The sequence below is a fragment of the Bosea sp. NBC_00550 genome, assembly GCF_026020075.1.
Classification (GTDB): Bacteria; Pseudomonadota; Alphaproteobacteria; order Rhizobiales; family Beijerinckiaceae; genus Allobosea.
On the sequence record NZ_CP102772.1, the window covers coordinates 70,847 to 97,409 of the forward strand.

General features: G+C 67.1%; 20 protein-coding genes. 12 read left to right on the forward strand and 8 right to left on the reverse strand.

Annotation, left to right across the window (positions count from 1 at the left end; genetic code table 11):
- Window positions 1-32: 32 nt before the first annotated feature.
- The gene (locus NWE53_RS00370) at window positions 33-977 is read right to left on the reverse strand and encodes an ABC transporter permease (RefSeq protein WP_265052426.1); all 945 of its coding nucleotides are present in this window, start codon (window positions 975-977) and stop codon (window positions 33-35) included.
- A 145-nt stretch (window positions 978-1,122) separates the two neighbouring features.
- Window positions 1,123-2,628 (reverse strand): ABC transporter substrate-binding protein, encoded by a 1,506-nt coding sequence (locus NWE53_RS00375; RefSeq protein WP_265052427.1) that lies wholly within the window; start codon window positions 2,626-2,628, stop codon window positions 1,123-1,125.
- Window positions 2,629-2,912: 284 nt separating this feature from the next.
- Here NWE53_RS00375 and otnK point away from each other — a divergent pair, with 284 nt between their 5' ends.
- The 3 genes from otnK (at window position 2,913) to NWE53_RS00390 (ending at window position 7,272) form a co-directional block, all read left to right on the forward strand.
- Window positions 2,913-4,199 (forward strand): 3-oxo-tetronate kinase, encoded by a 1,287-nt coding sequence (gene otnK / locus NWE53_RS00380; RefSeq protein WP_265052428.1) that lies wholly within the window; start codon window positions 2,913-2,915, stop codon window positions 4,197-4,199.
- Window positions 4,200-4,384: 185 nt separating this feature from the next.
- Window positions 4,385-5,713, forward strand: coding sequence for a malonyl-CoA decarboxylase (locus NWE53_RS00385; protein WP_265052429.1), 1,329 nt, complete (start codon window positions 4,385-4,387; stop codon window positions 5,711-5,713).
- Between the two features lie 29 nt (window positions 5,714-5,742).
- Complete coding sequence (locus tag NWE53_RS00390) at window positions 5,743-7,272, forward strand: malonate--CoA ligase (protein ID WP_265052430.1); 1,530 nt, start codon at window positions 5,743-5,745, stop codon at window positions 7,270-7,272.
- A gap of 142 nt (window positions 7,273-7,414) precedes the next feature.
- On the opposite strand, the gene NWE53_RS00395 is transcribed toward NWE53_RS00390, so the two are convergent.
- Both NWE53_RS00395 and NWE53_RS00400 read right to left on the reverse strand, forming a co-directional pair.
- Window positions 7,415-8,179, reverse strand: a complete 765-nt coding sequence (locus NWE53_RS00395; RefSeq protein ID WP_265052431.1) for an MBL fold metallo-hydrolase — start codon at window positions 8,177-8,179, stop codon at window positions 7,415-7,417.
- A 162-nt stretch (window positions 8,180-8,341) separates the two neighbouring features.
- Entirely contained in the window at window positions 8,342-8,956 is a 615-nt protein-coding gene (locus tag NWE53_RS00400; protein ID WP_265052432.1) for an NADPH-dependent FMN reductase, read from the reverse strand.
- A gap of 77 nt (window positions 8,957-9,033) precedes the next feature.
- On the opposite strand from NWE53_RS00400, the gene soxR reads away from it, so the two are divergent.
- Window positions 9,034-9,489: a redox-sensitive transcriptional activator SoxR gene (gene soxR / locus NWE53_RS00405; RefSeq protein ID WP_265052433.1), complete on the forward strand. Its 456-nt coding sequence runs from the start codon at window positions 9,034-9,036 to the stop codon at window positions 9,487-9,489.
- A 160-nt stretch (window positions 9,490-9,649) separates the two neighbouring features.
- Here the strand turns inward: soxR and NWE53_RS00410 are convergent, their stop codons facing one another.
- Together NWE53_RS00410 and NWE53_RS00415 are read right to left on the reverse strand one after the other, a co-directional pair.
- Complete coding sequence (locus NWE53_RS00410; RefSeq protein WP_265052434.1) at window positions 9,650-10,450, reverse strand: creatininase family protein; 801 nt, start codon at window positions 10,448-10,450, stop codon at window positions 9,650-9,652.
- Window positions 10,447-11,118, reverse strand: coding sequence for an NAD(P)H-binding protein (locus tag NWE53_RS00415; RefSeq protein WP_265052435.1), 672 nt, complete (start codon window positions 11,116-11,118; stop codon window positions 10,447-10,449). The genes NWE53_RS00410 and NWE53_RS00415 overlap by 4 nt, the downstream gene beginning before the upstream one ends.
- 229 nt (window positions 11,119-11,347) lie before the next feature.
- Between NWE53_RS00415 and NWE53_RS00420 the strand changes: the two genes are divergently transcribed.
- The 3 genes from NWE53_RS00420 (at window position 11,348) to NWE53_RS00430 (ending at window position 14,200) form a co-directional block, all read left to right on the forward strand.
- Window positions 11,348-12,379 carry an ABC transporter substrate-binding protein gene (locus NWE53_RS00420; protein ID WP_265052436.1) on the forward strand — a complete coding sequence of 344 codons (1,032 nt, stop codon included), beginning with the start codon at window positions 11,348-11,350 and terminating at the stop codon, window positions 12,377-12,379.
- 127 nt (window positions 12,380-12,506) lie between these two features.
- Window positions 12,507-13,328 (forward strand): ABC transporter ATP-binding protein, encoded by an 822-nt coding sequence (locus NWE53_RS00425; RefSeq protein ID WP_265052437.1) that lies wholly within the window; start codon window positions 12,507-12,509, stop codon window positions 13,326-13,328.
- Entirely contained in the window at window positions 13,325-14,200 is an 876-nt protein-coding gene (locus tag NWE53_RS00430) for an ABC transporter permease (protein WP_265052438.1), read from the forward strand. Before NWE53_RS00425 ends, NWE53_RS00430 begins: the two co-directional genes overlap by 4 nt.
- Before the next feature lie 37 nt (window positions 14,201-14,237).
- Here NWE53_RS00430 and NWE53_RS00435 read toward each other — a convergent pair whose 3' ends face one another.
- Entirely contained in the window at window positions 14,238-15,107 is an 870-nt protein-coding gene (locus NWE53_RS00435) for a hypothetical protein (RefSeq protein WP_265052439.1), read from the reverse strand.
- A gap of 306 nt (window positions 15,108-15,413) precedes the next feature.
- Between NWE53_RS00435 and NWE53_RS00440 the strand changes: the two genes are divergently transcribed.
- The 5 genes from NWE53_RS00440 (at window position 15,414) to NWE53_RS00460 (ending at window position 20,086) form a co-directional block, all read left to right on the forward strand.
- The gene (locus tag NWE53_RS00440) at window positions 15,414-16,559 is read left to right on the forward strand and encodes an ABC transporter permease (protein WP_265052440.1); all 1,146 of its coding nucleotides are present in this window, start codon (window positions 15,414-15,416) and stop codon (window positions 16,557-16,559) included.
- A 2-nt stretch (window positions 16,560-16,561) separates the two neighbouring features.
- Complete coding sequence (locus tag NWE53_RS00445) at window positions 16,562-17,416, forward strand: ABC transporter ATP-binding protein (RefSeq protein WP_265052441.1); 855 nt, start codon at window positions 16,562-16,564, stop codon at window positions 17,414-17,416.
- Between the two features lie 3 nt (window positions 17,417-17,419).
- Entirely contained in the window at window positions 17,420-18,562 is a 1,143-nt protein-coding gene (locus NWE53_RS00450) for an MlaD family protein (RefSeq protein WP_265052442.1), read from the forward strand.
- 3 nt (window positions 18,563-18,565) lie between these two features.
- Window positions 18,566-19,165: an ABC-type transport auxiliary lipoprotein family protein gene (locus NWE53_RS00455; RefSeq protein WP_265052443.1), complete on the forward strand. Its 600-nt coding sequence runs from the start codon at window positions 18,566-18,568 to the stop codon at window positions 19,163-19,165.
- Between the two features lie 207 nt (window positions 19,166-19,372).
- Window positions 19,373-20,086 (forward strand): DNA helicase, encoded by a 714-nt coding sequence (locus NWE53_RS00460; protein WP_265052444.1) that lies wholly within the window; start codon window positions 19,373-19,375, stop codon window positions 20,084-20,086.
- A 254-nt stretch (window positions 20,087-20,340) separates the two neighbouring features.
- Here NWE53_RS00460 and NWE53_RS00465 read toward each other — a convergent pair whose 3' ends face one another.
- A complete protein-coding gene (locus tag NWE53_RS00465) occupies window positions 20,341-26,448 on the reverse strand; it encodes an apolipoprotein A-IV repeat region-like domain-containing protein (RefSeq protein ID WP_265052445.1) in 6,108 nt (2,035 codons plus the stop codon).
- Between the last annotated feature and the right edge of the window lie 115 nt (window positions 26,449-26,563).

The following is a 26,563-nucleotide window of genomic DNA, read 5'->3' on the forward strand; positions in this document are numbered from 1 at the left end:
GCCCGATGAGGGGAGGGAATCCAGCGATGCCATCAGCCGGTCCTGAGGCGCGGATTGACGAGGACGTAGAGGATGTCGGCCAGCAGGTTCATCAGGATGAAGCCGATTGCGGTGCACAGCACCACGCCCTGCACCACCCCGTAATCGCGATTGAACACGGCATCGACGATCAGCTTGCCGAAGCCGGGGATGGTGAAGACCTGCTCGGTCAGCACCGCGCCCGCCAGCAACTCGCCGAAGAGCAGGGTGGTCAGCGTGATGATCGGCACCAGCGCGTTGCGCAGCGCATGGCGGTGGATGACCGTGTCCTCGTCGAGCCCCTTGGCCCGGGCGGTGCGGACATAATCCGAGCGCAGCACCTCCAGCATCGCCGAGCGGGTATGGCGCATCAGGAAGGCCGCGAGCCCGTTGCCGAGCACGAAAGCCGGCATGATCAATCGCTGGATCGCCTCCCAGGGGTGAACGAAGATCGATTCGTAGCCCGAGGCCGGCAGCCATTTCAGGTGCACGGAAACCAGCAGGATCAGCATGATCCCGAACCAGAAATTCGGGATCGAGAGGCCGGACAGCGCGGCTGCGCTCGCCGAATAGTCGATGATCGTGCCCTTGTGCCGCGCGGCGAGGATGCCGATCGGAATGCCGATGCAGATCGCGACGAGGATCGAGGCGGTCGCGAGTTGCAGCGTCACCGGCAGCTTCTGCAGGATCAGGTTCAGCACCGGCTCGCCGGTGCGCAGCGAGCGGCCGAAATCGCCCTGGACCACCTGTCCCAGCCAGGCGAAGAACTGGACGACGACCGGGTCGTCCATCCGGTAGATCTCGCGCAGCCGCGCGATCACCTCCGGGTCGCGCTCCTCGCCGGCGATGACGAGGAAGGGGTCGCCCGGCAGCGCGCGCTGCAGGGCGAAGACGAAGAGCGAGACCAGGAATAGCGTCGGTATCGCGATGAGGATGCGGCGGATGATCAGGGTGAACATGGCGCGCTCGGAACCGCTCCGTCATCCCGGATGCAGCGAAGCGGAACTCCGGGATCCATCGTAGAGAACCGCGCTCTGCGATGGGTCCCGGGACGACCTTCGGCCGCCCGGGATGACGGCGCAGTCGCCGACCCGTGGGAAACCCTCACGAGCGCTTCAACCCCGCCAGCCGGATCATCCCGTCCGGGTTGATCACGAAGCCCTGCATGGTCGAGCGCATCGCGAAGAACACCGTCTGGTTGTAGAGATAGATGATCGGCAGCTCGTCCTGCAGGATCTTCTGCGCGGCGTCGTAGAGCTTCTTGCGCTCGGCCGGCTCGTAGACGGTGCGGGCCTGGTTCAGCAGGCGGTCGACCTCGGGGTTGGAGTATTTGCCGTCGTTCTGGCCGCCGCCGGTGGTGACGAAGGGGTGGATGTTGCCGTCCGGGTCGATGCGGCCGGACCAGCCGATCCGGCTCATCTGGAACTTGCCCTGCTGCTGGTCGCGCAGCTGGCTGGCGAACTCGGTCGAGCGGATCTGGATGTCGATGCCGGCTTCCTGGGCCATCGCCTGGATGACCTGCCCGAGCTGGGCATCGACCGGGTTGTTGGTGACGAAGAGCTCGGCCGTGACCTTGGGCTGACCGGCCTCCTTGAGCAGCGCCTTGGCCTTGGCGACGTCACGGGCGGGAACGGGCAGCTCGGCGCTGAGATAGAAATTGCCGGGGTTGAAGGGCTGGTTCATCGGCTCGTAGAGCCCCTCGAACACCACCTGGCTCAGCACCTTGCGGTCGATCGACAGCGAGAGCGCCTGGCGCACGCGCTTGTCCTGGCCCACCGGCTGTTTCGCGGCGTCGCCATTGTTGGTGTTGATGGTGATGCCCTGGTAGCCGAGATTGGCCATGCTCGCGACCTTGAGCGACTTGTCGCCTTCCGCCGATTTCACGTCGGTCGGCGCCAGCCGCTCCAGCATGTCGAGCTCGCCCGAGCGCAGATTGGCGAGGCGTACCGTCGTGTCGGGGATCGAGCGGTAGACGATCCGGTCGAAGCCGTATTTGTCCGCCTCCCAATGCTCCTTGAACTTCTCCAGCACGATGCGGTCGTTCTGGACGCGTTCGACGAATTTGTAGGGGCCGGAGCAGACCGGCTTGGCGGCGACGTCGCCCGACAGGCTCTTGGGGGCGAGCATCATGCCGGCGCGGTCTGTCAGCTGCGAGAGCAGCGTGGCGTCCGGGCGCTTCAACTTCAGCACCAGCGTCGTCGCATCCGGGGCCTCGACCTTCTCGACCGAGGCCAGCTCCGATTTGCGCAGCGAGTCCGGCAGGGTCATCGCGCGCTCGATATTGGCCTTCGCGGCTTCCGCATTGAAGGGTTCGCCGTCATGGAATTTTGCGTCGCTGCGCAGCTTCATCGTCAGGGTGAGCCCGTCTGCGGAGAAGTTCCACTCCGTCGCCAGTCTCGGCACCAGCTTCAGTTCCGGCGTGATGTCGAGCAGCCGGTCGCACAGGCCCATGAACACGATGCGCCCGACGAAGGTGCGGGCCTTGTGCGGATCGAGCATGTCGGGGTCTTCTTGCAGCCCGATGCGTAGTGTGGAGGGTGCCTGGGCAAGGGCCGGAAGCGCGGCGAGCGCGAGCGCGGCGGCCGAGACTGCAACCTTCAACAGCTTCATGCTTTCCCCCATTGTGCGGATGATTTTCCGGGGAGCGTTTTCGATGATCTGGCGGACATGCCACTCGCCGAATTCGTTCCTCATGGCACTAAGCTGACTCAGAATCTCGCCGTCGTCGATGATGCGCCGCACCAATTCGCAGGCACCGCTGCCTCATCGAAAGGCAGCCTCGAATGTCCCTGATGCGGCGCGGCGACGCATGCCTTCAGGGAGACCGTTGGATGCGGCGATGGCTGTCGCTTCATCGGTGATCGGCGGCTAGAACAGCGATAGCAACCGGCCGGATGGCCGAGGGAGACGACGTGATGCTGCTGGGCGTGATTGCCGACGACATGACCGGCGCGACCGATGTCGCGCTGATGCTGAACCGTGCCGGCATGCGGACCGTCCAGGTCATCGGCGTGCCGCCTGCCGGCAGCACCTTGCCGGAGGCCGACGCGGTCGTCGTCGCGCTGAAGTCGCGCACCAACCCGGTGGCCGAGGCCGTCGCGGATTCGCTCGCCGCCTGTGAGGCGCTGCTTGAAGGCGGGGCGCGGCAGATCCTGTTCAAATATTGCTCGACCTTCGATTCGACGGCTGAGGGCAATATCGGCCCGGTCGCGAATGCGCTGGCGGAGCGCCTTGGCGCGAAGCTCGCCATCGTCTGCCCGGCCTTTCCGGCGAATGGCCGCTCGATCTATCAGGGCTATCTCTTCGTCGGCGCCGTGCCGCTGCACGAGAGCTCGATGAAGGACCACCCGCTGACGCCGATGCGGGATTCGAACCTGATGCGACTGATGTCCGTACAGGCGAAGACCGAGGTTGGCCTCGTCGATTACGCTACGGTCCTGGCCGGCTCTGCCGCAGTGAAGGCGCGCCTCGCCAAGCTTCAGGCCGATGGCCTCCGCTATGCCGTGACCGACGCCCTGACCAACGAGGATTTGATGACGCTTGGACACGCTGTGTCCGAGCATGTGCTGCTGACCGGCGGCTCGGGCATTGCCATGGGCCTGCCGCAGAATTTCCGCCGCGCCGGTCTCCTGCCGGAGCGGCCCGGCCCGCAGGAGCTGAAGGCTCCCGCCGGCCGCGCCGGCATCATCTCCGGCAGCTGTTCGACCGCGACGCGCGGCCAGATCAAGGCGGCGCTGGAAGCGGGCTATCCCGCGCTCAAGGTCGATCCCTTCGCGCTGGCCGATGGAAGCCAGGACGCCGCCGGACTTGCCGCCTGGGCGCTGTCGCAGCCGCAGGACAAGCCATTCCTGCTCTATTCCAGCGACGATCCGGCGGAAGTCGCGGCCGTGCAGGACAAGCTCGGCCGCGAAAAGGCCGGCAGCATCGTCGAGCACGCCTTCGCGGAGGTCGCGCGGCGTCTTTCCGAGGGCGGCGTGACGCGGCTTCTCGTCGCGGGCGGAGAAACCTCGGGCGCGACGGTGCTCGGCCTTTGCATCCGCACGCTGGAGATCGGGCCCGAGATCGACCCCGGCGTGCCCTGGACGCGCGTCGTCGATGGGCCGGACATGGTCGTGGCGCTGAAGTCGGGCAACTTCGGCACCCCCGATTTCTTCCTGAAGGCCTGGAGCCTGCTGCGCTGAGGGAAACCGGGCGTCATTCTCGGGCGCAGCGAAGCGTAGACCCGGGAATCTCGGGACCAGAGAAAACTGGTTTCCGAGATGCTCGGGTCAAGCCCGAGCATGACGCTCGCTCACGCCACTCCGGCGCTTCCGTCAGGATGCAGTGCACTCTAGGATCGTAAGGCAACCAAGAGGCCAGCATCGATATGGCATTTCTCGGCGAACTTCTGACCAGCGTGGCCGATCGCGGCCGTGCTTTGATCGGCTTCGAACGCTTCCTCGGCAATCGCGCTCGTCCGATCGACCGGCTCTGCGAGGATTTGCTCTCCGGCCGGGGCGAGGCGTCCGGCATGGCACTGGCGCAGGCGGTGCTGGAAGCCTGGCAGCGGCTCGACAAGCCCGGCCGGCTCGCCTTCTTCAATCTGCTGCGGGAGCGCTTCGGGCCGGATCATGACCGGCTCGAAAAGGCGATCGAGGCCTATCGGGAGAAACCCGACGCGGCGACGATCTCGGCGCTGCACCTCGCTGCCGAGCCGCGCCGTCAGGAGCTGCTGCGCCGCCTCAACCTCGCGCCGGACGGCACGCCCGTTCTCGTTAGGATGCGCGAGGCCCTGTTCGAAGCGATGGAGGCCGAGCCTGAGCTCAAGGCCATCGACGACGACTTCCGCCATCTCTTCGGCTCCTGGTTCAATCGCGGCTTCCTCGTGCTGCGTCGCATCGACTGGCGCACCCCGGCGAATGTGCTGGAGAAGATCATCCGCTACGAGGCGGTCCACGAGATCCAGGGCTGGGACGAACTGCGGCGCCGGCTCGAGCCGGCGGACCGGCGCTGCTTCGCCTTCTTCCACCCGCAGCTCATCGACGAGCCGCTGATCTTCGTCGAGGTCGCACTCACCACGGAGATTCCGCGCAGCATCGGCGAGGTGCTTCAGCCCGAGCGCGAGGTGCTGCCGGCGCAGGCGGCGACGACGGCGGTGTTCTATTCGATCTCGAACTGCCAGGAAGGCCTGCGCGGCATCTCCTTCGGCAATTTCCTGATCAAGCAGGTGGCGGAAGACCTGAAGCGCGAACTGCCGGGCCTCGACACCTTCGTCACGCTGTCGCCGGTGCCTGGGTTCGCGCGCTGGCTTGCCGGCGTCGCCGGGGAAAACGGCGAGCTGGCCCTCACCAATGAGGAACGTTCCGAGCTTGCCCGCCGGCCCGGCGAAACCATCTCGCTCGACGACGTGACGAAGGCGCGCCGCGACAAGCTGCTCGGCCAGATGACCGCCGAATACCTGCTGCGGGCGCGCACCGCGTCCGGCCGCGTCATCGACCCCGTCGCGCGCTTCCATCTCGGCAATGGCGCGCGGCTGGAGCGCATCAATGTCGGCGGCAATCTCTCGGCGCGCGGCCATCGCGAGTCGCATGGCGTGATGGTGAACTACCGCTACGATCTCGACGACATCGAGACCAACCACGAAGCCTTCGCGACCCGCAATACGGTCGTGGCCTCTTCCGGCGTGCGCAAGCTCCTGCGCCCGGCGGCGAGTTAAGACGGAAACGCCTGAAAGGACCCGAAATCATGGGCAATCACCTGTTCGACCTCATCCGCTCGCGCATGCCGGCGCCGGAGGCGCCTTTCGCGCTGCTCGATGACGGCCGGCGCCTGTCCTATGCCGACATGCTCGACGTTTCCGCCCGCTTCGCCAACGCTCTTGTCGGCCTCGGCGTGAAGCCGGGCAACCGTGTCGCGGTGCAGGTCGAGAAGAGCTTCGAGGCGCTGATGCTCTATCTAGGCACGGTCCGCGCCGGCGCGATCTTCCTGCCGCTCAACACCGCCTACACCCCGGCCGAGATCGAGTATTTCCTTGGGGATGCCGCGCCCGCCGTTTTCGTCTGCGACCCTGCCAAGGCCGAGGCGCTGCGTCCCTATGCCGAGAAGGCCGGCGCGAAGCTGGAGACGCTCGGCGTCGGCACCGGCAGCCTGCTCGACAAGGCGAGCGCTGCCTCGACGGGCTTCACCGATGTCGAGCGCGGCCCGGATGATCTCGCCGCGATCCTCTACACTTCCGGCACGACCGGCCGCTCCAAGGGGGCGATGCTCAGCCACGACAACCTGTCGTCCAACGCGCTGGCGCTGGTCGACTACTGGCGCTTCACGAAGGGCGACGTGCTGCTGCACGCCCTGCCGATCTTCCACACCCACGGCCTCTTCGTCGCGACCAACGTGATCCTGCTTTCGGGCGCCTCGATGATCCTGCTGCCCAAATTCGATCCCGAGCAGGTCTTCAGATACCTGCCCCAAGTGACGAGCATGATGGGTGTGCCGACTTTCTATGTCCGGCTGCTTCAGGATAACAGACTGACCAAGGAGGCGACGAAGCATATGCGCCTCTTCGTCTCCGGCTCGGCGCCGCTGCTGGCCGAGACGCATCGGGAGTGGAGTGCCCGCACCGGTCACGCCATCCTCGAGCGCTACGGCATGACCGAGACCAACATGAACACCTCGAACCCCTATGACGGGGATCGGGTGGCGGGCACGGTTGGCTTCCCGCTGCCCGGCGTCTCGGCACGCGTCACCGATCCCGAGACGGGCAAGGAGCTTGCCCGCGACGAGATCGGCATGATCGAGGTCAAGGGCCCGAACGTCTTCAAGGGCTACTGGCGCAATCCCGAGAAGACCAACGCCGAGTTCCGGCCCGATGGCTTCTTCATCACCGGCGACCTCGGCAAGATCGACCCCGCCGGCTACGTCCACATCGTCGGGCGCGGCAAGGATCTGATCATCACCGGCGGCTACAACGTCTATCCCAAGGAAGTCGAGACCGAGATCGACGAGATGCCCGGCGTGATCGAGAGCGCCGTGATCGGCGTGCCGCATCCCGATTTCGGCGAGGGCGTGACGGCGGTCGTTGTCGCCAAGCCGGGAGCGGAGATCACCGCCCAGGGCATCGCCCGGGCGCTGGAGCAGCGCCTCGCCAAGTTCAAGCAGCCCAAGCAGGTCTTCGTCGTCACCGAGCTGCCGCGCAACACCATGGGCAAGGTCCAGAAGAACCTTCTGCGCGAGCAGTACAAGGACATCTACGCCAGGCAGATGAAGGCCGGCGAGTAGGACAGTTTCTCAGGCGCTGGTCATCCCGGGCGACCGAAGGGAGACCCGGGATCCATGCCTGAGCATTTCTGTTAGACGTTCAGGCATGGATCCCGGCTCTTCGCTTCGCTGCGGCCGGGATGACGGCTCGGGTTGAAACAGCTCACACCAGCGCGGGTACGCCGAGTTCGATCGTCTCGCCATCGGCGGGGATGCGCAGCCGCCGCGAGTCGACGCCGCGCTCCTTCGCCGCCTTCCGCAGGCGGGTGCGGCTGACGGTGGCGTGGTCGAGGGCTTCCATATGCGTCGCGATCACGGTCGCGCGCGGGAAGGCCTCGGCAAGATCGAGCGTCTGCTCGTCGTCCATGACGATCAGCGTGTTGTCCCACATCGCGCCGCAGGAATGGGTGACGATGATATCGGGGCCGGTCGCGGCCACCGCGTCGCGCAGCGGCTGGTAGAAGACGCTGTCGCCGCACCAGTAGAGCGTCGGCTCGCCCGGCGCCTCGAAGCTCAAGCCCATCACCTGACCCATCTTCTCGACGACGGCGCCGGTGCCGTGCTGCGCGGGATGCCGCTTCAGCACGATCGGCCCCAGCCGGATGAAGCAGTCGATCGCGGTGATCGAGGAGAAGCCAGCCTGCGCGATCGCCGCCTCGTCGCCGGGCTGGCAGATGATCGGCAGCCCCTTTGGAACCCGCTCCTTGGCGACCTCGTCGAAGTGATCGGCGTGGAGATGGGAGACGATCACCGTGTCGACGCCGGCAAGGATGTCCTCGATCGGCTCGGGCAGATCGACCATCGGGTTCTCCGAGCGCCCGGTGAAGGAGCGGCGGCTGTGGCGCGGGCCGAAATCGGGGTCGATCAGGAAGGTCCTGCCGCCGTAATCGAGTTTCAGCGTCGCGTTGCGGAGAAGTTTGAGCTTCATATCCGTCTGCTCCTCGTCTCGGGGCGGGCATTGTTCCGCATCCCGACACGGTGAGACCAGTTCGGATTTGTGAAGCTGTCTCCACGTTCGCGTGACGTATCAGGCTAGATCACGCGCCGATCCGACTGCCACGCAGTCAGATCGGAGAACGCGTTCTCTCACTCAAAGTTTGGAGACGGATTCCGGCTCCAAGGCGAACTGGCCGTAGGGCACGTTCTGGCGCGCGGTGCGCAGCGCGCTCGCCCACCAGTGAAGCTGTGCCAGCATGGTCGCCATCGCCTGCTCGGCGCGGTCGGCATTGACCAGACAGCCCTCCGCATCGAAGCGGCTCCAGACATCGGCGAAGGCGACGCCGTCGCGGATCGGCGCGGCATGAAGCTCGCCGAAGACGAGGCGCAGCTGCTCGACGGCACGCAGGCCGCCTGAAATCCCGCCATAGGAGACGAAGCTGACCGGCTTGCCGCGCCATTCCGGCCCGACCGCATCGATCAGGAACTTCAGGATCGCTGGATAGCCGCGATTGTACTCGGGCGTCACCACGACGAAGCCGTCGGCCCAGCCGATGATCTGGCGGAGTTCCTCGAGGGCAGGGTGCTTGCCGCTGACATGGCGCGGCGGCAGGTCGATCTCGCCGGGATCGACGATAGCGAGATCGAAGGGCCCGTCGCCCTGGATCTGCGAGATCGCCCAGCCGGCGACCTTGTCGCAGAAGCGGCCTTCGCGGCTGCTGCCGTAGATCAGGGCGAGCCTGATCCGGGTGTCGACCTTCTGGTGCATGGAAACGCTCCGGTTTGCATCACGGGAGCAGGGCTTATAGAACCTCAACTAAGGTTAAGGTCAAGGGGCGTTTCGGAATGGCCGGGAAGATGCGCTTGCCGGGCGAGCTCAGCGTCGGCGACGTCGCCCACCGCAGCGGCCTTGCCGTTTCGGCGCTGCATTTCTACGAGGCGGAAGGGCTGATCCGCAGCCATCGCACGCCGGGCAACCAGCGCCGCTATCCGCGCGAGGTGCTGCGCCGGGTCGCGATCATCAAGGTGGCGCAGCGGGCCGGCATGCCGTTGAAGACGATCCGCGAGGTCTTCAAGGCCCTGCCGCAGGAGCGCACGCCGACCGTCGCCGATTGGACGCGATTGTCATCCGCCTGGAAGGCAGAGCTGGAACACCGCATCGACCGGCTGACGCGGCTGCGCGACCATCTCAACGGCTGCATCGGCTGCGGCTGTCTCTCGGTGCGCGACTGCCCGCTGCACAATCCGTTCGATCGGCTGGCGGAGGAGGGGCCGGGCCCGCGCCTCCTCGATCCCGATTGAGCCACCCGCAGGGAACGGTGCACTTTCGTAAAACCGCGTGGTCATCCCGGACAAGCCGCGAAGCGGCGCCGATCCGGGATCCATCATGGAACTCCGGCGCCCTTCGACGGATCCCGGGGCAAGCCCGGGATGACGTGGTGGGACGGTCGAGCCCTGGCGGTCAGCCCGCCTCGTAGAGCGTATCGAGCGGGAAGCGCGCGACATCGGCCATCAGTTCGGCGAAGCCCTTCGCCTGCAGCGCCGCGGTCGCCTTGCCCTTCTCGGCCGTGGCAAGGCTGGCGTCGCCAACGGCGCCCGAGCGGTTCACGTCCTGGGCCATCCAGGCGAAGGCATGGGGACCGGTTGGCCTGAGATGGCGGTATCCTTCCTCGGCCATCGTCACCGTATGCGGCTTGAAGAGCCCGGCCTTGCTCATATCGACGAGGTCCGGCCGGAAATGCAGCATCAGCGAGGTCTCGACATCGCCGCCATGGATGCCGTGGCGGATGTCGAGTTCGGCATAAATACCCTCCGGCAGGCCGAAGGACATCCAGGCGGTGCAGACCGCGAGCATACCGTGGTTCACGCGCAGCTCCCGCGCGACGATTTTCATCGGGTCGACATTGCCGCCATGGGAGGTGAGCAGCACGAGCTTGCTGAAGCCCGCGCGCTTCACGCTCTCGCCGATCTCGATCCAGGCGCGGATCGCGCTCTCCCAGCCGATCGTCAGCGTGCCCGGCGAATGCAGGTGTTCGTTCGACTTGCAGATCGCCTGCGTCGGCAGGACGAGGACGTCGAGATCGGCCGGCACCAACGGCATCGCCTCGGCCAGCATGGCGTTCATCACGGTGGTGTCGACCGAGACCGGTAGATGCGGGCCGTGCTGCTCGATCGCCGCCAACGGCAGCACAGCGACGGTGCGCTCGGGCGTGAGCGCGGTGAAGTCGGAACTCTTGAGGTCGCCCCAGAAACGCGCGGTCATGTGCTGGCTCCGAGCCGGTTGATCGCGGCGGAATCGAGGATGCGCTCCGGCGCGCCGTCCCGTGCGATCCGGATCATCGCCCGGCCGATTTGCTCGGTCGAAGTCACGTAGCGCGGAAAGATCGGGTGAAGCACCGCCCAGAGCGGAGCCGTCAGGGTGTAGAGCATGCGATACCAGGCTGTACGGGAGGTAATGCCGTGCATAGGCCGGATACCGCCCGGCCGGAAGACGTAAGCCCCCCGTAACGGCAGCTTCAGCACCGCATTCTCGGCGCGGCCCTTGACGCGCGCCCACATGACCTTGCCGTGCTCGCTGCTGTCGGCGCCGGCGCCGGAGACCAGGATGAAGACCGCCTGCGGGCTCGCCTTCACCAGCGCCTGCGCCGCCGCGACCGGCATGTCATAGGTGATGCGGCTGTAGTCGGCCTCCGGCATGCCAACCGAGCTGATGCCGAGGCAGAAGAAGCAGGCGTCGAAGCCGGTAAGCTCGGGCTGCAGGGCGGCGAAATCAGTCATATCGGCATGTACGAGCTCCCGCAGTTTCGGATCGACCTGCCCGATGGGCCGCCGGCTGATCGAGACGACGCCTTTCACTTGCGGATCGAGCAGGCACTCGCGCAGGACGCCCTGGCCGACCATGCCGGTCGCGCCGAAGATCAGGACTTTCATGAACGCGATCTCTGCCTTGCACGGAGAACAGGTTTGGTGGGGCTGAAGCTAGTCACGGATGCGATGCATGCAAGTTCATCACTTTGCGGAGCCCTTCGCCGATGAATGCTGCCTTGTTTCTGTGCAGAAACCCGGTAGCCCGGCGTTGCATTGTCCCGCGGTGCTATCGCATGGGATAAGGAGACGGGCCAGTGGCGGGACCGCCCGCAGATGCAGGGGAGATAGCGAGATGACGACGATGAAGTATCGCGTGAACCGGCGCGCCGCGCTCGGGCTGATCGGCGGCTCGACGGCTTCCCTGCTGATCCCCGTACCGGGCGCCCGCGTGAATGCGCAAGCGCTCGACAAGCTGAGTTTCCAGACCAATTGGCGCGCCCAGGCCGAGCATGGCGGCTACTATCTTGCCGCCGCCAACGGCATCTACAAGAAATACGGCATCGAGACCGAGATCCGCCCCGGCGGGCCGCAGCAGAACCCGTCACAGCTTCTGCTCGGCGGGCGCGTCGACATGAGCATGTCGACGAGCTTCGAGGCGATCCGCTTCGCACAGGAGAACATCCCCTTCCTCTGCATCGCGTCGATCTTCCAGAAGGATCCGCAGGTCATCATCTCGCACCCCAATCAGGGCAATGACACGCTGGCCGCCCTGAAGGGCAAGCCGATCCTGATCGGCGCCGAGGGGCGCACCGCCTTCTGGCCCTTCCTGCGCGCCAAGTTCGGCTTCACCGATGAACAGATCAGGCCCTACACCTTCAACATGGCGCCGTTCCTGGCCGACAAAAACCTCTCCCAGCAGGGTTTCCTCTCCTCCGAGCCTTTCGCGATCCAGAAAGCCGGCGTGAACCCGGTCGTCCACCTCCTCGCCGATAGCGGCTTCGAGGCTTACAACACGACGATCAACGTCTCGCGCAAGCTCGTCACCGAGAAGAAGGACTTGATCCAGCGCTTCGTCACCGCCTCGCTCGAAGGCTGGGCGCAGTACATGAAGGGCGGCGCGGAAGCTGCAGCGGCGAACGCGCGCATCCTCAAGGACAACCCCGACCTGGACCAGGAGAAGCTCGACTACGCCGTCAAGGTCATGAACGAGCGCGGCATCGTGCAGTCCGGCGACGCGCTGACCTTGGGCATCGGCGCCATGACCGATGCGCGCTGGGAGCGCTTCTACGGCTCGATGCGCGATGTCGGCGTCTTCCCGGCCGGGGTCGATTTCAAGAAGGCCTACAGCCTCGACTTCGTCAACAAGGGCATCGGCAAGGCCTGAGGGAAACGTCATGCTCTGGCTTGACCCGAGCATCTCGGAAACCAGCGGCTTCTCGTCATGAGATTCTCGGGTCGCCGCTATGCGGCGCCCGAGAATGACGGCATTTCGTAGATCGGATCATCAGGCTTTGGACACGGCCTATCTAAGCACAGCTCCGGACAAGGAGAGCGCCGGCACGCCGCTGGTGGCTGTCAGGCATGTCTCGAAACAGTTCGCCAATGGCACGCTGGCCGTTCGCGATGTCGATCTCGAACTGGCGGCAGGGCAGTTCATCAGCCTGCTCGGACCTTCCGGCTGCGGGAAGTCGACGCTGCTGCGCATGATCGCGGGCCTGGGCGCGCCGACATCCGGCATGATCTCGTGGCCGGGCGAGGAGGGCGCCAGCCAGGGCAGTGCCGGCCATGGCGGTCGCGATCTCGGCTTCGTCTTCCAGGACCCGACCCTGATGCCCTGGGCCAACGCCCTCGCCAACGTCATGTTGCCGTTGAAGCTGAAGGGCGTACCGCGGGCGGAGGCCGAGGCGCGGGCGGCCGAGATGCTGGCGCTGGTCGGCCTCAAGGGGTTCGAGACATCTTATCCGCGCGAGCTCTCGGGCGGCATGAAGATGCGAGTCTCGATCGCCCGCGCGCTGGTCATGCGGCCGAAGATCCTGCTGATGGACGAACCCTTTGCGGCGCTCGATGAGATCACCCGCCACCGCCTCAACGACGACCTGCTGGAGCTCTGGGCGCGCGAGCGCTTCACCGCCGTCTTCGTCACCCACTCCGTCTTCGAGTCGGTCTATCTCTCGCAGCGCATCGTCGTGATGGCGGCGCGCCCCGGTCGGGTCATGGCCGATCTCGCGGTCGATGCCGCCTATCCGCGCGACGACCTGTTCCGAACCTCCGGCGAATACGCCCATCTCTGCCGCGTCGCCTCCACCAAGCTCAAGGAGGCGATCGGCCAATGAGCGCTCCCGTCGAAACGCTGGCGGCCGATGGCACCGACGCGCAGGCGTTGCCTCTCGCCACGGCGGAACCCCGGCTTCTCGGCCTGCCGGTCAGCGTCTGGCCGCGCATCGTCGCGCCGCTCGCGATCGGGGTGATCGTCCTGGCGCTCTGGGAGTTCGCTGTCCGCTGGAACGAGATTCCCTCCTATGTGCTGCCAGGTCCGATCTTGGTCGGGCAGACGCTGGTCGCCGATTGGAGCACGCTTTCGGGTTCGCTCTGGATCACGCTGAAGATCACCTTCATGGCGCTCGCCGCTGCGATCATCGTCGGCGTCACGCTCGCCGTGCTGTTCAGCCAGTCGAAATGGCTGGAGATGGCGCTGCTGCCCTATGCGGTGATCCTGCAGGTGACGCCGATCGTCGCCATCGCGCCGCTGATCATCATCTGGGCTGATGATATCGACCTCTCGCTGCTGATCTGCGCCTGGATCGTCGCCTTCTTCCCGATCCTCTCCAACACGATCCTCGGGCTGAACTCGGCCGACCACAACCTCGTCAACCTGTTCGAGCTTTACGGCGCCTCGCGCTGGCAGACCATGCGCTATCTCAAGCTGCCGGCGGCGCTGCCCTATTTCCTGGCGGGGCTGAAGATTTCCGGCGGTCTCGCCTTGATCGGGGCGGTCGTGGCCGAGTTCGTCGCGGGCACCGGCGGCAACGCCTCGGGCCTCGCCTATCGCATCCTCGAGGCAGGCTACCAGCTCAAGATCCCGCGCGTCTTCGCCGCGCTGGTCATGATCTCGCTGTCGGGAATCGCGATCTTCCTGACGACGAGCTTGATCTCGTACCTGCTGCTGCATCGCTGGCACGAAAGCGCGATTCGGCGCGAGAACTGACGCTCCCTACCGGGGAGATGGAGAGCGCCGCGTGGCGTCAGACGAAATAGGCGAGCTTGCGATCGGCCTGCAGGGCGTCGATCTCGCGCAGCCCTGCTTCCGAATAGCCCGCCGCGACGCGTTTCGGCTCGGGCGGTGCTGCGGCCGGCTCATCGAAGACGATGTCATCGTCGAGAAGATGGACCGTTCCCATGCGCGTTTCCGGAGCGATCCGGTCATTGAGCTCAACCGGGGCCTCGACTTCGTCCGATCCCACGACGTCGAGATTGTCATAGCTGTGCCGCATCGTCACCGTCGGAACATAGCCCGACGCCGATGCGCCTCTCTCGGCGGCCGCCGCCATGGCCTCGAAGCTCGCGCCGGGCTCGCGGGAGATTTCGCCGAAGGCGCGCAGGCTCGAATCCAGCATCGCGATGGTGTCGGCGATCTTGTCGATGCGCTGGACCAGCCCGTCGACGACGCCGATCGCGGTCGATATCTCCGTGGATTGCCGGTCGAGCCTGTCGCACAGCCCTTCCTCGGCGCCGGCCTCGCGCAGCTCCCAGGCAGCTTCCTGAATGGCCTCGGTCGCACTGAGAACGGTGCCCGCCGCCTTCTCGATCTGGACGGCGAGGCCCGACGAGCGGATATCGGCCTTGCCGCTCACGCGCTCCAGATCGGCCCGGAGATCGCTGATCAACGCGGCGGCCTCGATCAGGTTGGTTTCGCGGCTGGTCTCCTGCACGCCGAGCCCGACGACGCGCTCGATCCGCTGGATCGCGCCGAGCAACTGCATCGTGTCGGACTGGCGGTTGCGCTTGGCGTATTCTGCCATGAACCAGCGGCCACGCGCCGTCTCCAGCACGGCGGCCTCAATCGCCTCGAAATCGGCCTGGCTCAGCGGTGTCAGCGAGCGCGCATCGCCCATGACCATTCTGCCTTCGATAGACCAGCCGAATCAGCGGTGGTCGGGAGGTTCTGCGCCCGAAGCTGCTCCACGATTCCTTAAGGAATTGCTGCCGGGGGCCCTGAGGCCGGCCAATCCGCCCCGAGCGGGCCATTCTATGGCCGTTCGGCAACGCTTTGCCGCCGAAACGTCCGGCCCGGCGCCATGCGCTTGCCAAGCACCGCCATGGCGGCAATAAAGGATGCACGGGGGTGGATTTCGGCGCGATGAACCGGTGCTGCGCAGCCGCAAGGCTGCCCCGGCCGGGGCGAGGGACGTCACAGCGACATGGCGAGCGTTGATACCGCCGAACCGCAGGCGATCATCCGCGACGATGCGGGCACGCTCGCGGTGGCGCTCGCCGGCTCCTGGAGCGCCGACCGTGCTCCGCGCATCGAGGAACTGGTCGAGGAGATCGTCGAGCGTTTGCCGCAGGCGGCGTCGGCCCGCCTCGATCTTTCGGACGTCACCCGCCTCGACACGCTCGGCGCCTATGTCCTCAACCGTTTCAAGGCGCGTCAGATGCGCCACGGCGGGTCGATCGACATCGTCAGCGACAAGCCCGAGCACGAGATCCTGCTGGCCGAGGTCCATGTCCACGACGAGGACAAGCCGGCGCCCCACCATCAATTCCGCGTGGTCGACATCCTCGTCAATATCGGCGAAGGCATCGTCCGCTTCGGCCGCGACATGGTTGGCGGCGCCATGTTCCTCGGCGAGGTCGTGGTCGGCTCGGCCAGCGTCGTGCTCGGGCCGCGCAAGTTCCGCGGACCGTCCCTGGTCAACCAGATCGAGCTGATCGCCTTCAATGGCGCGCCGATCATCATGCTGATCTCGTTCCTGGTCGGTTGCATCGTCGCGCAGCAGGGCATCTTCCAGCTGCAGCAGTTCGGCGCCTCGGCCTTCGTCGTGAACCTCACCGGCATCCTGATCCTGCGGGAACTCGCGGTGCTGCTGACCTCGATCATGATCGCCGGTCGCTCCGGCTCGGCCTTCACCGCCGAGATCGGCTCGATGAAGATGCGCGAGGAGATCGATGCGCTGCGCGTGATGGGCCTCGATCCGATCGAGGTGCTGGTCGTGCCGCGCATCCTCGCCTTGATCATCTCGCTGCCGATCCTGACCTTCATCTCGGCGATGGCGGGCCTCGTCGGCGCCGGCCTCGTGGCATGGCTCTATGGCGGCATCGGCGTCGACACCTTCCTCGCCCGGCTGCAATCGGTCATCACCTGGAAGCATTTCGCGGTCGGGCTGATCAAGGCGCCCTTCATGGCCTTCGTCATCGGGCTCATCGCATCGATCGAAGGGCTGGCGGTGAAGGGCTCGGCTGAATCGCTCGGCCGTCAGGTCACGGCGTCGGTGGTGAAGGCGATCTTCATGGTGATCGTCGTCGACGGCCTCTTCGCCATGTTCTTCGCTTCGATCGAGTTCTGACGATGGCAGCCCACGACAGATCTCTTGCTCACGAGGCCGATGCCGCTCCGCCGCCTGCCGATCGGCCGGCCGACGAGCCCGAGGCCGTGATCCGGGTCCGCAATCTCAAGGTCGCCTTCGCCGAGAAGGTCATCATGGACGGGCTCGATCTCGACGTGATGCGCGGCGAGATCCTCGGCTTCGTCGGGGGGTCGGGGCAGGGCAAGTCCGTGCTGACCCGCACCATCCTCGGGCTGGTGCGCAAGGCGAGAGGCACGATCGAAGTCTTCGGCGAGAATGTCGACACGCTCAACGGCCAGCAGCGCCGCGTTCTCGAGCGCCGCTTCGGGGTGATGTTCCAGCAGGGGGCGCTGTTTTCGGCGCTGACGGTCAAGCAGAACATTCAGGTGCCGATGCGGGAATACCTGAAGCTCTCGCCCGATCTGCTCGATGAGCTGGCGATGGTGAAGCTCGATCTGGTGGGCCTGCCGCTCGACGCCGCCGACAAGGTGCCTTCCGAGCTATCCGGCGGCATGATCAAGCGGGCTGCGCTCGCGCGCGCGCTGGCGCTCGACCCCGAGATCGTCTTCCTCGACGAGCCGACCTCGGGCCTGGACCCGATCGGCGCGGCCGAGTTCGACGACCTCATCATGACGCTGAAACAGACCTTGGGGCTGACCGTCTTCATGGTGACCCACGATCTCGACAGCCTGTATCATGCATGCGATCGAATCGCCGCTCTGGCGGATAAGAAGGTGATCGCGGTCGGTCCGCTTGCGACGATGCTCGCCTCGGAGCATCCGTGGCTGAAGGCCTATTTTGGTGGCGAGCGTGCCATGGCCCGGATGTCGTCCGGGGAGCGGGAACGAAGCAGCTAGGGCATGGAATCGCGCGCCAACTACGCACTTGTCGGCCTCTTCACGCTCGCAGTCCTCGCGGCGGCTTTCGGCTTCGTCTACTGGTTCAACAGCGGCGGAGCCGGACGCAGGGAGAGCGTCCGCGTCATCTTCACCGGCACGGTGACCGGTCTCGGCCGCGGATCGAGCGTGCTGTTCAACGGCCTGCGCGTCGGCGAGGTCACCAGTATCGAATTGCAGCCTGACGATCCCCGCCGCATCTACGCCGTCATCCAGGTCGCCAGCACGACACCGCTGCGCGAGGACACACGCGCCCGCATCGAGGCTCAGGGTCTGGCCGGCGTGGTCGCGCTGCAGCTCATCGGCGGTGCGCCCGACGCGCCGGTGCTGACCGCCAAGCCCGGCGAGCCGATGCCGACGATCATCGCCGAGCGTTCGGAGCTGCAGGACATCATCGAGACCGTGCGCAACGTGGCGCAGAAGGCCGACACGATGCTGACCTCGCTCGATGGGCTGATCAAGCAGAACACCGGGCCGATCAACAACACGGTGCGCAATGTCGAGAAATTCTCGCAGGCGCTCGGCAACAATGCTGACGGCATCGACAAGCTGATGGCCGGCTTCGGCAATCTCGCCGAGACCATTCAGCCGCTGTCGCAGAAGCTGCAGTCGCTCAGCGAGGAACTGACGGCGGTGGTGCGCTCGGTCGACCGGCAGAAGGTCGCCAGCATCATCGAGAACGTCGACAAGTTCACCGGCGCGCTCGGCGGCTCCAGCGCCGATGTCGCCAAGGTGGTCAAGGACGCCGCCTCGATCTCGGCCAAGCTCGACCGCGCGGCCGATCAGGTCGAGGGCGTGCTCAAGGCGGCGAAGGGCTTTCTCGACTCCGGATCGGGTCCCGATGGCCGCAGCGCCTTCCAGGAGGTCGCCGACGCCGCCAAGTCGATCCGCGTTCTCGCCGACAATCTCGACAAGCGCACGGCGGAGATCACATCCGGGATCAACCGCTTCACCGGGCCGGGGCTGCGCGACGTCGAATCGCTCGCCGCCGACGGCAAGCGCACGCTGACGGAACTCAATCGCACGTTGCGGAATTTCGAACGTAACCCGCAGCAGTTCATCTTCGGCGGCAAGCCGCCGCTCCCGCAATACAACGGATCGCGCTAGCTCATGACGACCGAGGCACCGTTCTACCCGGCGACCAAGGCCCGTTGCCTCACGGCTTTCGTGCTGGTCGCCAGCGCATTGCTGGCCGGTTGCGGCGGCTCGACGCCGACGACCTTCGACCTTTCGGCACCCAGCGGCTTCGGTCGCGTCGGCGGCTCGCGCGCCGTGATGATCGTCGCCGAGCCGACGGCAGTGCAGGCGCTCGATTCCGACCGGGTCATCGTCAAGGATTCGAGCGGCGCGCTGTCCTTCGTCGGCGGGGCTCAATGGGCGGACCGCATCCCGGCGCTGGTGCAGGCGCGCCTGATCCAGACTTTCGAGAACGCCAGCCGCGTCGGCTCCGTCTCGGCGCCGGGCCAGCGTATCCAGCCCGATGTGCAGCTCAACACCGACATCCGCAGCTTCAACATCGACGCCGCCAGCGGAACGGCGGTGGTCGCGATCACCGCAAAGATCGTCGGCGACCGGACCGGGCAGATCCAGCGCGCGCGCCTGTTCTCCGCGCGCGTGCCGGCGGGCGCCGTCGATGGGGCGGGCGCGACGCAGGCGCTAGACCGGGCGCTGTCGCAGGTCCTCGTCGAGATCGTGCGCTGGGCGCGCTGAGATCGTCTATCTGACGGGTACGCCGGTACGGCTGTTTTCCTGCGCTCCGGCTTGAGCTAGAATCCGATTCTGGCTCGGCCCGAGCCTCCCCCCTCCAGCCGGGGAAGTATCTTTCATACGGGGCATTTTCCGACAATCCGACCGACTGTCCGGGCATCACGCATGAGGAGGGATTGCGCCACCTGCTCGCGATAGGAGGTTCTCGTCATGACGTTGTCGGCCCCAATCCATCAATTGAAACGCAAGGCCAGGCTGCTGAGCCGCAGGGAGCAGATCCCGCTCCATACCGCGCTCGACCGCATCGCCACCGAAGAAGGTTATCGCAGCTGGAGCCTGCTTGTCGCGAAGCAGCCCCGAACGACGTCCGCTCGCAGGCTGCTGCCTTGCCTCCAGCCGGGCGATCTCGTGCTGATGGCGGGGCGACCCGGGCAAGGCAAGACCCTGGCGAGCCTGGCGCTGCTGGCGGAAGCCATGAAGGCAGGACATCGCGGCGTGTTCCTCACGCTCGAATACACACCGGCAGACGTGGCGGGCCGCCTGCGTGCGATCGGCATCGAGCCTGACGAGTTCGCCGGCCTTTTCGAGTGCGATTGCTCCGATGCCATCAGTGCCGACTACATCACTGCAACGTTGGCCGCTGCGCCGCCCGGAACGGTGGCGGTCATCGACTATCTCCAACTGCTGGACCAGCGACGCGACACGCCGGAACTGGCCATTCAGGTCACGACGCTTAAGGCCTTCGCGCGCGAGCGCGGGCTGATCCTCGTTTTCATCTCGCAAGTCGACCGCGCCTATGAAGCGTCGGGCAAGCCGTTTCCCGATATCGCGGATGTGCGTTTGCCCAACCCGCTAGACCTCGCGCTCTTCGACAAGACCTGCTTCCTGAACAAGGGCGAAGCCAGGATTCAGGTGGCCGCGTAGAGCGTGCATTTTCGTGGAAAGGCTGTTCATCCCGGACGGAGCGAAGCGCAGATCCGGGATCCATGCCTGGCGATCCGCCGGGCAGGCTCCGGCATGGATTCCGGGTCAAGCCCGGGGTGACGCGTGGTTTCGTGCAAAATCAGCACGCTCCAAGGGCGGGGGCCGCAGCATCCTGCCCGCCCGAGCGAGCCCGGAAATGAGAAAGGCCGCCGGTGACGGCGGCCTTTCTGGTTCGGTCGGACCGGGCAGGGCGCTTATTCGAAGCGCCCGCTGGCATGGGCCAGCATGGTGTAGACCTTGCCGGTTTCCGAGGTCAGGTAGGTCTTGGCCACCATCGAGTCGCGGTCGTCCTTGGCGGCTTCGCCGAGAAGGCGCTCGAACTCGTCGATATAGCGGTCGACCGTATCCTTGAACTCGGTGTCGCGCCGGTATTTGCGGCGGATGTCGTCGAAGGTCTGCTGGCCCTGCAGCGTGTAGAGCCGGCGGGTGAAGACGTTGCGCTCGCCGCGCTTGTAGCGGTCCCACAGCTCGACGGCGGCGTCATGGTCGATCATCCGCGCAATATCGACGGAGAGCGAGTCGAGCTTCTCGATCGAATGCGTCGTCGGCTTGCTCGGCTCCGGCAGCTTGTCCTCGCGCGAGGCGCGGGTCAGCAGGTCCGAGAGCCAGCCGGCCTTGGCGGGCTGCTGCTGCGGGGTGGCCTCGGGCTGGCGGCGAGCGGCTTCCTGCGCCGGAGCCGGACGGCTCGGGGTGGGGGCCGGCTCATTGCGCGGCTCGGCGCGCGGCGTGGCGGCGCGTGCGGGCTCGGCTGCCGCGTCGAGCGACGGCCGCAGCAGGGGCTCTTCCGCTGCAGGCTTCGGCTGCGGCGCCGGGGCGAGGGCCGGGGCCGGCTGCGCCGGGGCAGGGGGCACGGCGACGGCAGTGGTGGTCCGCCGGCTCGCCATATGGTCGATCGGCAGCGAGACGTCGCCGCGCCGGCCGGCACGCGTCACGATCTCGGTGAGGTCGTTCAGCGCCTTGATCTGCTCGGCGACGACCCTGCGCATGGCCGAGGTCGATTCCTGCGCCTCCTGCGGCAGCTCCAGCACACCGCGCTTCAGCTCGGCGCGCGTCGCCTCCAGCTCGCGCTGGATGTCGCCGGTGATGCCGCGCATGTCCTGCGCCGCCTTCTGGAAGCGGTCGGTCACCTTGGCGAGCTCGCCGCTGATCTCGGTCGAGACCTGGGCGTAGGCCGCGCGCAGGGCTTCCGCCGTCAGCTCGCGCTCCTTGCCGGTCGCGGCGCGGATCGTCTCGAACTGATGGGCGATCGCGCTTGTCGTCGACTCGGCCGAGTCGGACAGGACGGCGCCGATCTGGCGTGCCCGTGCCTCGGCGGTGCCGAGCGACTCGTCGATCAGCGAGGCGAAGGAGCGGGTGATCGCCTCGACATCCTCGGTGCGGTTCGCGATGAGCCCGTGCAGCTGCTCGAGCGACTCGCGCCGCTCGGACAGCGCCTTGCCGACGCGTCCCTCGATCTGCTCCAGCCGGCCGGCGACGGCGTTGAGCGCCGCGCTGCTGGCCTGCGTCGCTTCGTTGAGCGAGGTGCCGCGGTCGTCGAGCTGGCCGATCAGGGCCGTCGTCTCGCGCAGCGTGCCTTCCGAGAAGCTCTTCAGCTCCGCGATCTGGGCCGTGACCTGCTGCGAGGCGTTGCCCGCCTCCGTCATCACGGTGCCGATCACGTTCTGCAGCTCGCCGACGCGGGTCGACAGGCTGTTCTCGACGGCGGCGAGGTTCTTGTTCGCGCCGTTGACGATCTGCTGCATCAGCTTGTTGGCTTCGCCGAGGCGGCCGAGCATGCCGCCCAGCTCCTCGCGCAACTGCTCGTTCGTGCCGACCAGGGCCTCGACAGACTGCTTCGAGCCGGCTTCGAGCGTCTCGCGCAACGCGTTCGACGAGGCGTCGACCGCATTGGTGATGGCGGCGCCGCGGTCGCGCAGGCCGGCGACGATGGCGTTGCCCCGGCTCTCGAGCGCGCGCACCACCGTCTCGCCGACCGAGGCGAATTCGGCGGCCAGCGCCTCGCCACGCTGGTTCAGCGCCTCGACGGCGCCGCTGCCCTTGGCATCGAAGACCGCGCGCAGCGTTTCGACCCGCTCGTCGAGCGAGTGCGTGATAGCCTCGCCCTGGCGGCCGATGATCTCGACGAGGCCGTGGCCCTTGGCGTCGAAGGCGGCGCGCATGGCGTCCGTCCGCTCTTCCAGCGAGGTTGCGATTGCCGCGCCCTGGCGTTCGAGCGCGGTGACGATGCCGGCGCCCTGGCCTTCGAAGATCGCGCGCAGCTGCTCGGTGCGCTGGTCGAGCGCGCCGGAGATGGCGTCGCCCCGACGGCCGAGCGCAGCGACGATGCCGAGCCCGCGATCGTCGAACAGCGTGCGAAGCTGCTCGGCGCGTTCGGTGAGCGCGGTTGCGAGCGCTTCGCTCTGCCCGGCCAGCGCCGAGACCATGCCGTTGCCTTCATTGCTGAAGAGGGAACGCAGTTCCTGCGCCCGCTCGCTGAGCACGGAGGCGATGGCCTCGGAACGGCCCTGCAGCGTGGCGGCGATTTCGTCGCCGCGGCTGTCGAGCGTGTGCGAGACGGTGTCGAGCCGGTTGACCACGCGCTCCTCGAAGCGCGCGACGCTCTGGTCGAGCGTATCGGCGATCTGGAGGGCGCGGCCGCCGAGCGTCGCGTTGATCGTGTCGGCCTTGTCGCTGAGCGTGCGGGTGAGCGACTCGCTCTTCGAGGTGACGACCTCGCCGATCTCGTCCGCCTTTGCGGCAAGAGCGCGGGTGACCTCGCGGCCGCCCTCGGCCAGGACGCGGGCGATATCGACCGTGCGCTCGACCAGCGCCTCGTTGAGGGCGGTGGCGCGGGAGCCGAGGCTGCCGTCGATGCGCGCGATCAGGCTGTCGAGCGTCCCGGCGATCTCGGCGCTCTTGGCGCCGGAGCGATCCTCGAACAGCTTGATCTGGCCTTCCATCGCATCGGCCGCCTCGCGGGTGCGGTGCGCGAGGAGCTCGGCCGCTTCCAGCGCCCGCGTGCCGACCTTGTCGGCCAGCGAAACGCCATCCTCGGAGATCAGCTTCTCGACCTGGGCGATGCCGCTATGCAGGGCTTCGGTGAGGTCGCGGGCATCGCCCGAGATCTTGGCGGTCAGTGCGCCGCCCTGATGGACGATCAAGTCCTCGAAGGCGCTGAGGCGCGCGCCGAGCGCGGTTTCGACGTCGCGGCCCTGCGTGTCGAACAGCGCGGAGAATGCCGACAGTCGCCCGCCGAGAGCCGTCTCGATCTCGCGGCCACGCTCGTCGAAGAGCCTGGTCAGCGCGTCGTGGCGGGTGGCGAGCGCTTCGGTCAGGGCCTGGGCGCGGCCCTCGACCGAGCGCAGCATCGATTCGGCATTGGCCGACAGCGCCTCGTTGACGCGGCCGCCCTGCTGGGTCAGCGCCAGCACGATCTCGCGGCCGGTGCCGGCGAGCAGGGTGCGGGCCTCTTCCGCATGGACGGTGAAGGTGTCGCGCAGGCCCTGCGTCGCCTCGACGACGCGGTCGGCGACATGGCGGCCGTCGACATTGATCGTCTCGGTGAGGGTGCGGGTCGCATCGGTCATGCGGCGCGCCAGATCCTCGCTCTGCTCGCCGAGCAGGGTGTGGACTTCGCGGCCGGTGTTGACGAGGTCGCGGACCATCGTCTCGCGCTGCTCGCCGAGCAGAGCGCCGACCTTGTCGCCGGTCTCGCCGATGCTGACGAGGAAGCCGGTCTGCTGCTGCTCCAGTGCGTTCTGGGCGGCCTCGACGCTGGCGTTCACGCGGGCGGCCAGGGCCGCGCCACGCTCGTCCAGCCTCTGGTCGATGCTCTCGCCGGTATCGGCGAGGCGGGAAATCAGCGCGTTGCTGCGCTCGGACAGGATGCCGTGCACAGAGCGGCCGACATCGGCGACGCGGCTGGCCAGGGCCTGGCCCTCGCTGCCGAGCAGATCCTTGATCTCGAGCCCGGCCTGCGAAACCTTCACGGTCATGGCGCCGGCCTGCTCGTCCAGTAGTGCGCTGACGCGCATGCCGGTCTCGGAAAGCCCGGAGATCAGGCGCTCGCTCTCGCTGCCGACGACGCTGCTGACGTCCTGGCCGGCCTGGGTCAGGCGGCTGACGAGCAGCTCGCTCTCATCGCGCAGGCGGGTCTCGACGGTGTTGACGGCGCCCGACACGCTGGCGACCAGCGCCTCGCTGCGTTCGGACAGGAGCTTGGCGACATCGGCACCGGCGTTCGAGACGCGGGCGACCGTGGCATCGCCCTGTTCGCCCATGAGGGCTGCGAGGCTGCGGCCGGCATCCGAGACATTGGCGACGGCGATCTCGCTGCGCTCCACAAGTAGGCGCGACAGATCGCTGCCGGCTTCGGAGACACGCGCGACGGCGGTGTCGCTCTGCTCGCCGACGAGGCTGGCGAGCTCGCGGCCTGCGCCGGAGACGCGGTCGACGAGCTTTTCGGCCTGCTGATCGAGCAGCGCATGCACGGTCTCGCCGGTCTCGCCGAGGCGGTCGACCAGCTTGCCGCCCTGTTCGGTGAACAGGCCGTGGACCTGGCCGGCGACATCCGTGATGCGGCCGGTCAGCGTGTCGCCATGCTTCTCGACGGCTGCGCCGAGGCTCTGGCCGGCATCGCCGACGCGCAGGATGATGGCTTCGCTGCGCTCACGCAGCACGTCGTCGACGGTGCGGGCGGTGTCGTTGAGGCGGCCGACCAGCGTGTCGCCATGCGTGCCGATGAGGCTGTGGACGCTTTCGCCGACCTGCGTGAGGCGAGCGGCAATGGCTTCGTTCTGGCGGGTGAGCAGGCTGTTGACCCCGCGCCCGACCTCGGCGAGGCGGGTGGTGACGCTCTCGCCCTCGTCGGAAAGGGCGCTGCGCAGCGCTTCGCCGGATTCGGACAGGCGCTGCTGCAGGGCTTCGCTCTGGCTCTCGATCAGCGCGACCATGCTGCGGCTGCTGGTCTCGAAGCGCTCCGCCGCCTCGGTTCCGCGCGCGGAAATGTCCTTCGCCAGGGTTTCGCCGGTGGTCTTCAGCGTCTCGTTGACCGCATCGACGCGGGTCGTCAGCGTCTCGGCGACCTGCATGCCGGTGTCGCTGATGGCGCGAGTGACGCCCTGGGCGCTGGTGGTCAGGCCCTCGGTCAGCACCACGCCGGTGCGCTCCAGCGAGCCGGCGATTTCCTTGGCGCGGCCGTCGAGCATCGTCGAAAGATTGTCGCTGGCTCCGGCCAGCCGCTCGGACACTTCGCCCGAGGTGATCTGAAGCCGCTCGACGAGATCATGCCCGCGGCCGCTGATCTCCTCGACCATGCGTTCGCCGGCCCGGCCGAGCGCCTGGGTGATCTGGTCGCCCTTGGCGCCGAGCGAGCCGGTGACGCGGTCGCCGGCCTGCGCGACGGCCTCGGCGATGGTGCGGCTGGCGCTGTCGAGGTCCTTGGCGAGGCCGTCATGGGCGCCACTGATGGCGAGCTTGACGCGTTCGGCATTGCCGACCACGGCCTCGCGCTGGGTGACGAGCTCGTCGATCAGCGAGCGCAGCCGGATTTCGTTGTCGGCATAGGCGCGCTCGAGCGTTGAGATCTCGCCGCGCACGATTGTCTCCAGCTCGCCCGCACGCGCCACGGCGCGCTCGATGCCGTCGCCCATGGCGGCGACCTCGCGGCGGATGGTCTGGCTGAGCGACAGGACGGAATCGGCGCCGGCGATCTCGGGCTCGGCAAGCCGCAGAGCGACTTCCGTCATGGCGCGCGAGATCAGGCGCATTTCCTGGGTGCGGCGATAGAGCGCCGCCAGCACGAAGAAGAACACGACCGGGGCACCGATCGACAACGCGAGCAGCGTCCATTCGCCGATGCCGAAATTGGCGACGGGCTCGGGCAGGCCATTGCTGAAGGAGCCGTAGCGGCCGAACAGCACGAAGGCGGCGCCGCTTAGCCAGGCGAACGAGGCGAGGGCCGCGAACCAATAAGGCTTGCGGGACGGGCGCACGGAGAAGGCTTGCACCAGCGAGCTGGAATCGCGGCGGTCGTCATTGGCGACGCGGCTGGTGTCGGGCGCGATCGCAGCACGCGGTTGCGCGGGCTGCTGCGGGGGAGGGGTTACCGGCGCAGGCGGCGCGGCAGCCGGAGCAGGCTCGACGCGCGGCAGCTCGAGCTTGAGATCGTCCTCGCTGGTGGCGGGCAGCCGGGGCTCGGTGCTGACCGCCGTTTCCGACTCGCCGCTGGCGGTGTCGGAGTGCGGCTGGTCAAGGCGGAGCGCCTCCTCGATCGCCGACATCGCAGCTTCAGTGGGATCCTGGAGCTTCTTGGGTCGATTCATCGTTGCCGCCTCGCCACTCTACTGACGATGGACGCGAAAGCCCGTCCCCGCCGTCCCTCGCCGCCTCTGGCTGGGATGATCGGTGACACTGCGCCCATCATTTACCAATTGGAAG

Excerpts from the sequence above, each read along its gene's own strand:
- NWE53_RS00410 (WP_265052434.1), bottom strand. The coding sequence starts at position 10,450 with ATGACCGCGCGTTTCTGGGGCGACCTCAAGAGTTCCGACTTCACCGCG.
- NWE53_RS00400 (WP_265052432.1), bottom strand. The coding sequence starts at position 8,956 with ATGCACCAGAAGGTCGACACCCGGATCAGGCTCGCCCTGATCTACGGC.
- NWE53_RS00430 (WP_265052438.1), top strand. The coding sequence starts at position 13,325 with ATGAGCGCTCCCGTCGAAACGCTGGCGGCCGATGGCACCGACGCGCAG.
- NWE53_RS00415 (WP_265052435.1), bottom strand. The coding sequence starts at position 11,118 with ATGAAAGTCCTGATCTTCGGCGCGACCGGCATGGTCGGCCAGGGCGTC.
- NWE53_RS00385 (WP_265052429.1), top strand. The coding sequence starts at position 4,385 with ATGGCATTTCTCGGCGAACTTCTGACCAGCGTGGCCGATCGCGGCCGT.
- NWE53_RS00390 (WP_265052430.1), top strand. The coding sequence starts at position 5,743 with ATGGGCAATCACCTGTTCGACCTCATCCGCTCGCGCATGCCGGCGCCG.
- NWE53_RS00465 (WP_265052445.1), bottom strand. The coding sequence starts at position 26,448 with ATGAATCGACCCAAGAAGCTCCAGGATCCCACTGAAGCTGCGATGTCG.
- NWE53_RS00395 (WP_265052431.1), bottom strand. The coding sequence starts at position 8,179 with ATGAAGCTCAAACTTCTCCGCAACGCGACGCTGAAACTCGATTACGGC.
- NWE53_RS00375 (WP_265052427.1), bottom strand. The coding sequence starts at position 2,628 with ATGAAGCTGTTGAAGGTTGCAGTCTCGGCCGCCGCGCTCGCGCTCGCC.
- NWE53_RS00420 (WP_265052436.1), top strand. The coding sequence starts at position 11,348 with ATGACGACGATGAAGTATCGCGTGAACCGGCGCGCCGCGCTCGGGCTG.
- NWE53_RS00460 (WP_265052444.1), top strand. The coding sequence starts at position 19,373 with ATGACGTTGTCGGCCCCAATCCATCAATTGAAACGCAAGGCCAGGCTG.
- NWE53_RS00440 (WP_265052440.1), top strand. The coding sequence starts at position 15,414 with ATGGCGAGCGTTGATACCGCCGAACCGCAGGCGATCATCCGCGACGAT.
- otnK (WP_265052428.1), top strand. The coding sequence starts at position 2,913 with ATGGCCGAGGGAGACGACGTGATGCTGCTGGGCGTGATTGCCGACGAC.
- NWE53_RS00370 (WP_265052426.1), bottom strand. The coding sequence starts at position 977 with ATGTTCACCCTGATCATCCGCCGCATCCTCATCGCGATACCGACGCTA.
- NWE53_RS00455 (WP_265052443.1), top strand. The coding sequence starts at position 18,566 with ATGACGACCGAGGCACCGTTCTACCCGGCGACCAAGGCCCGTTGCCTC.
- NWE53_RS00435 (WP_265052439.1), bottom strand. The coding sequence starts at position 15,107 with ATGGGCGATGCGCGCTCGCTGACACCGCTGAGCCAGGCCGATTTCGAG.
- NWE53_RS00450 (WP_265052442.1), top strand. The coding sequence starts at position 17,420 with ATGGAATCGCGCGCCAACTACGCACTTGTCGGCCTCTTCACGCTCGCA.
- soxR (WP_265052433.1), top strand. The coding sequence starts at position 9,034 with ATGGCCGGGAAGATGCGCTTGCCGGGCGAGCTCAGCGTCGGCGACGTC.
- NWE53_RS00445 (WP_265052441.1), top strand. The coding sequence starts at position 16,562 with ATGGCAGCCCACGACAGATCTCTTGCTCACGAGGCCGATGCCGCTCCG.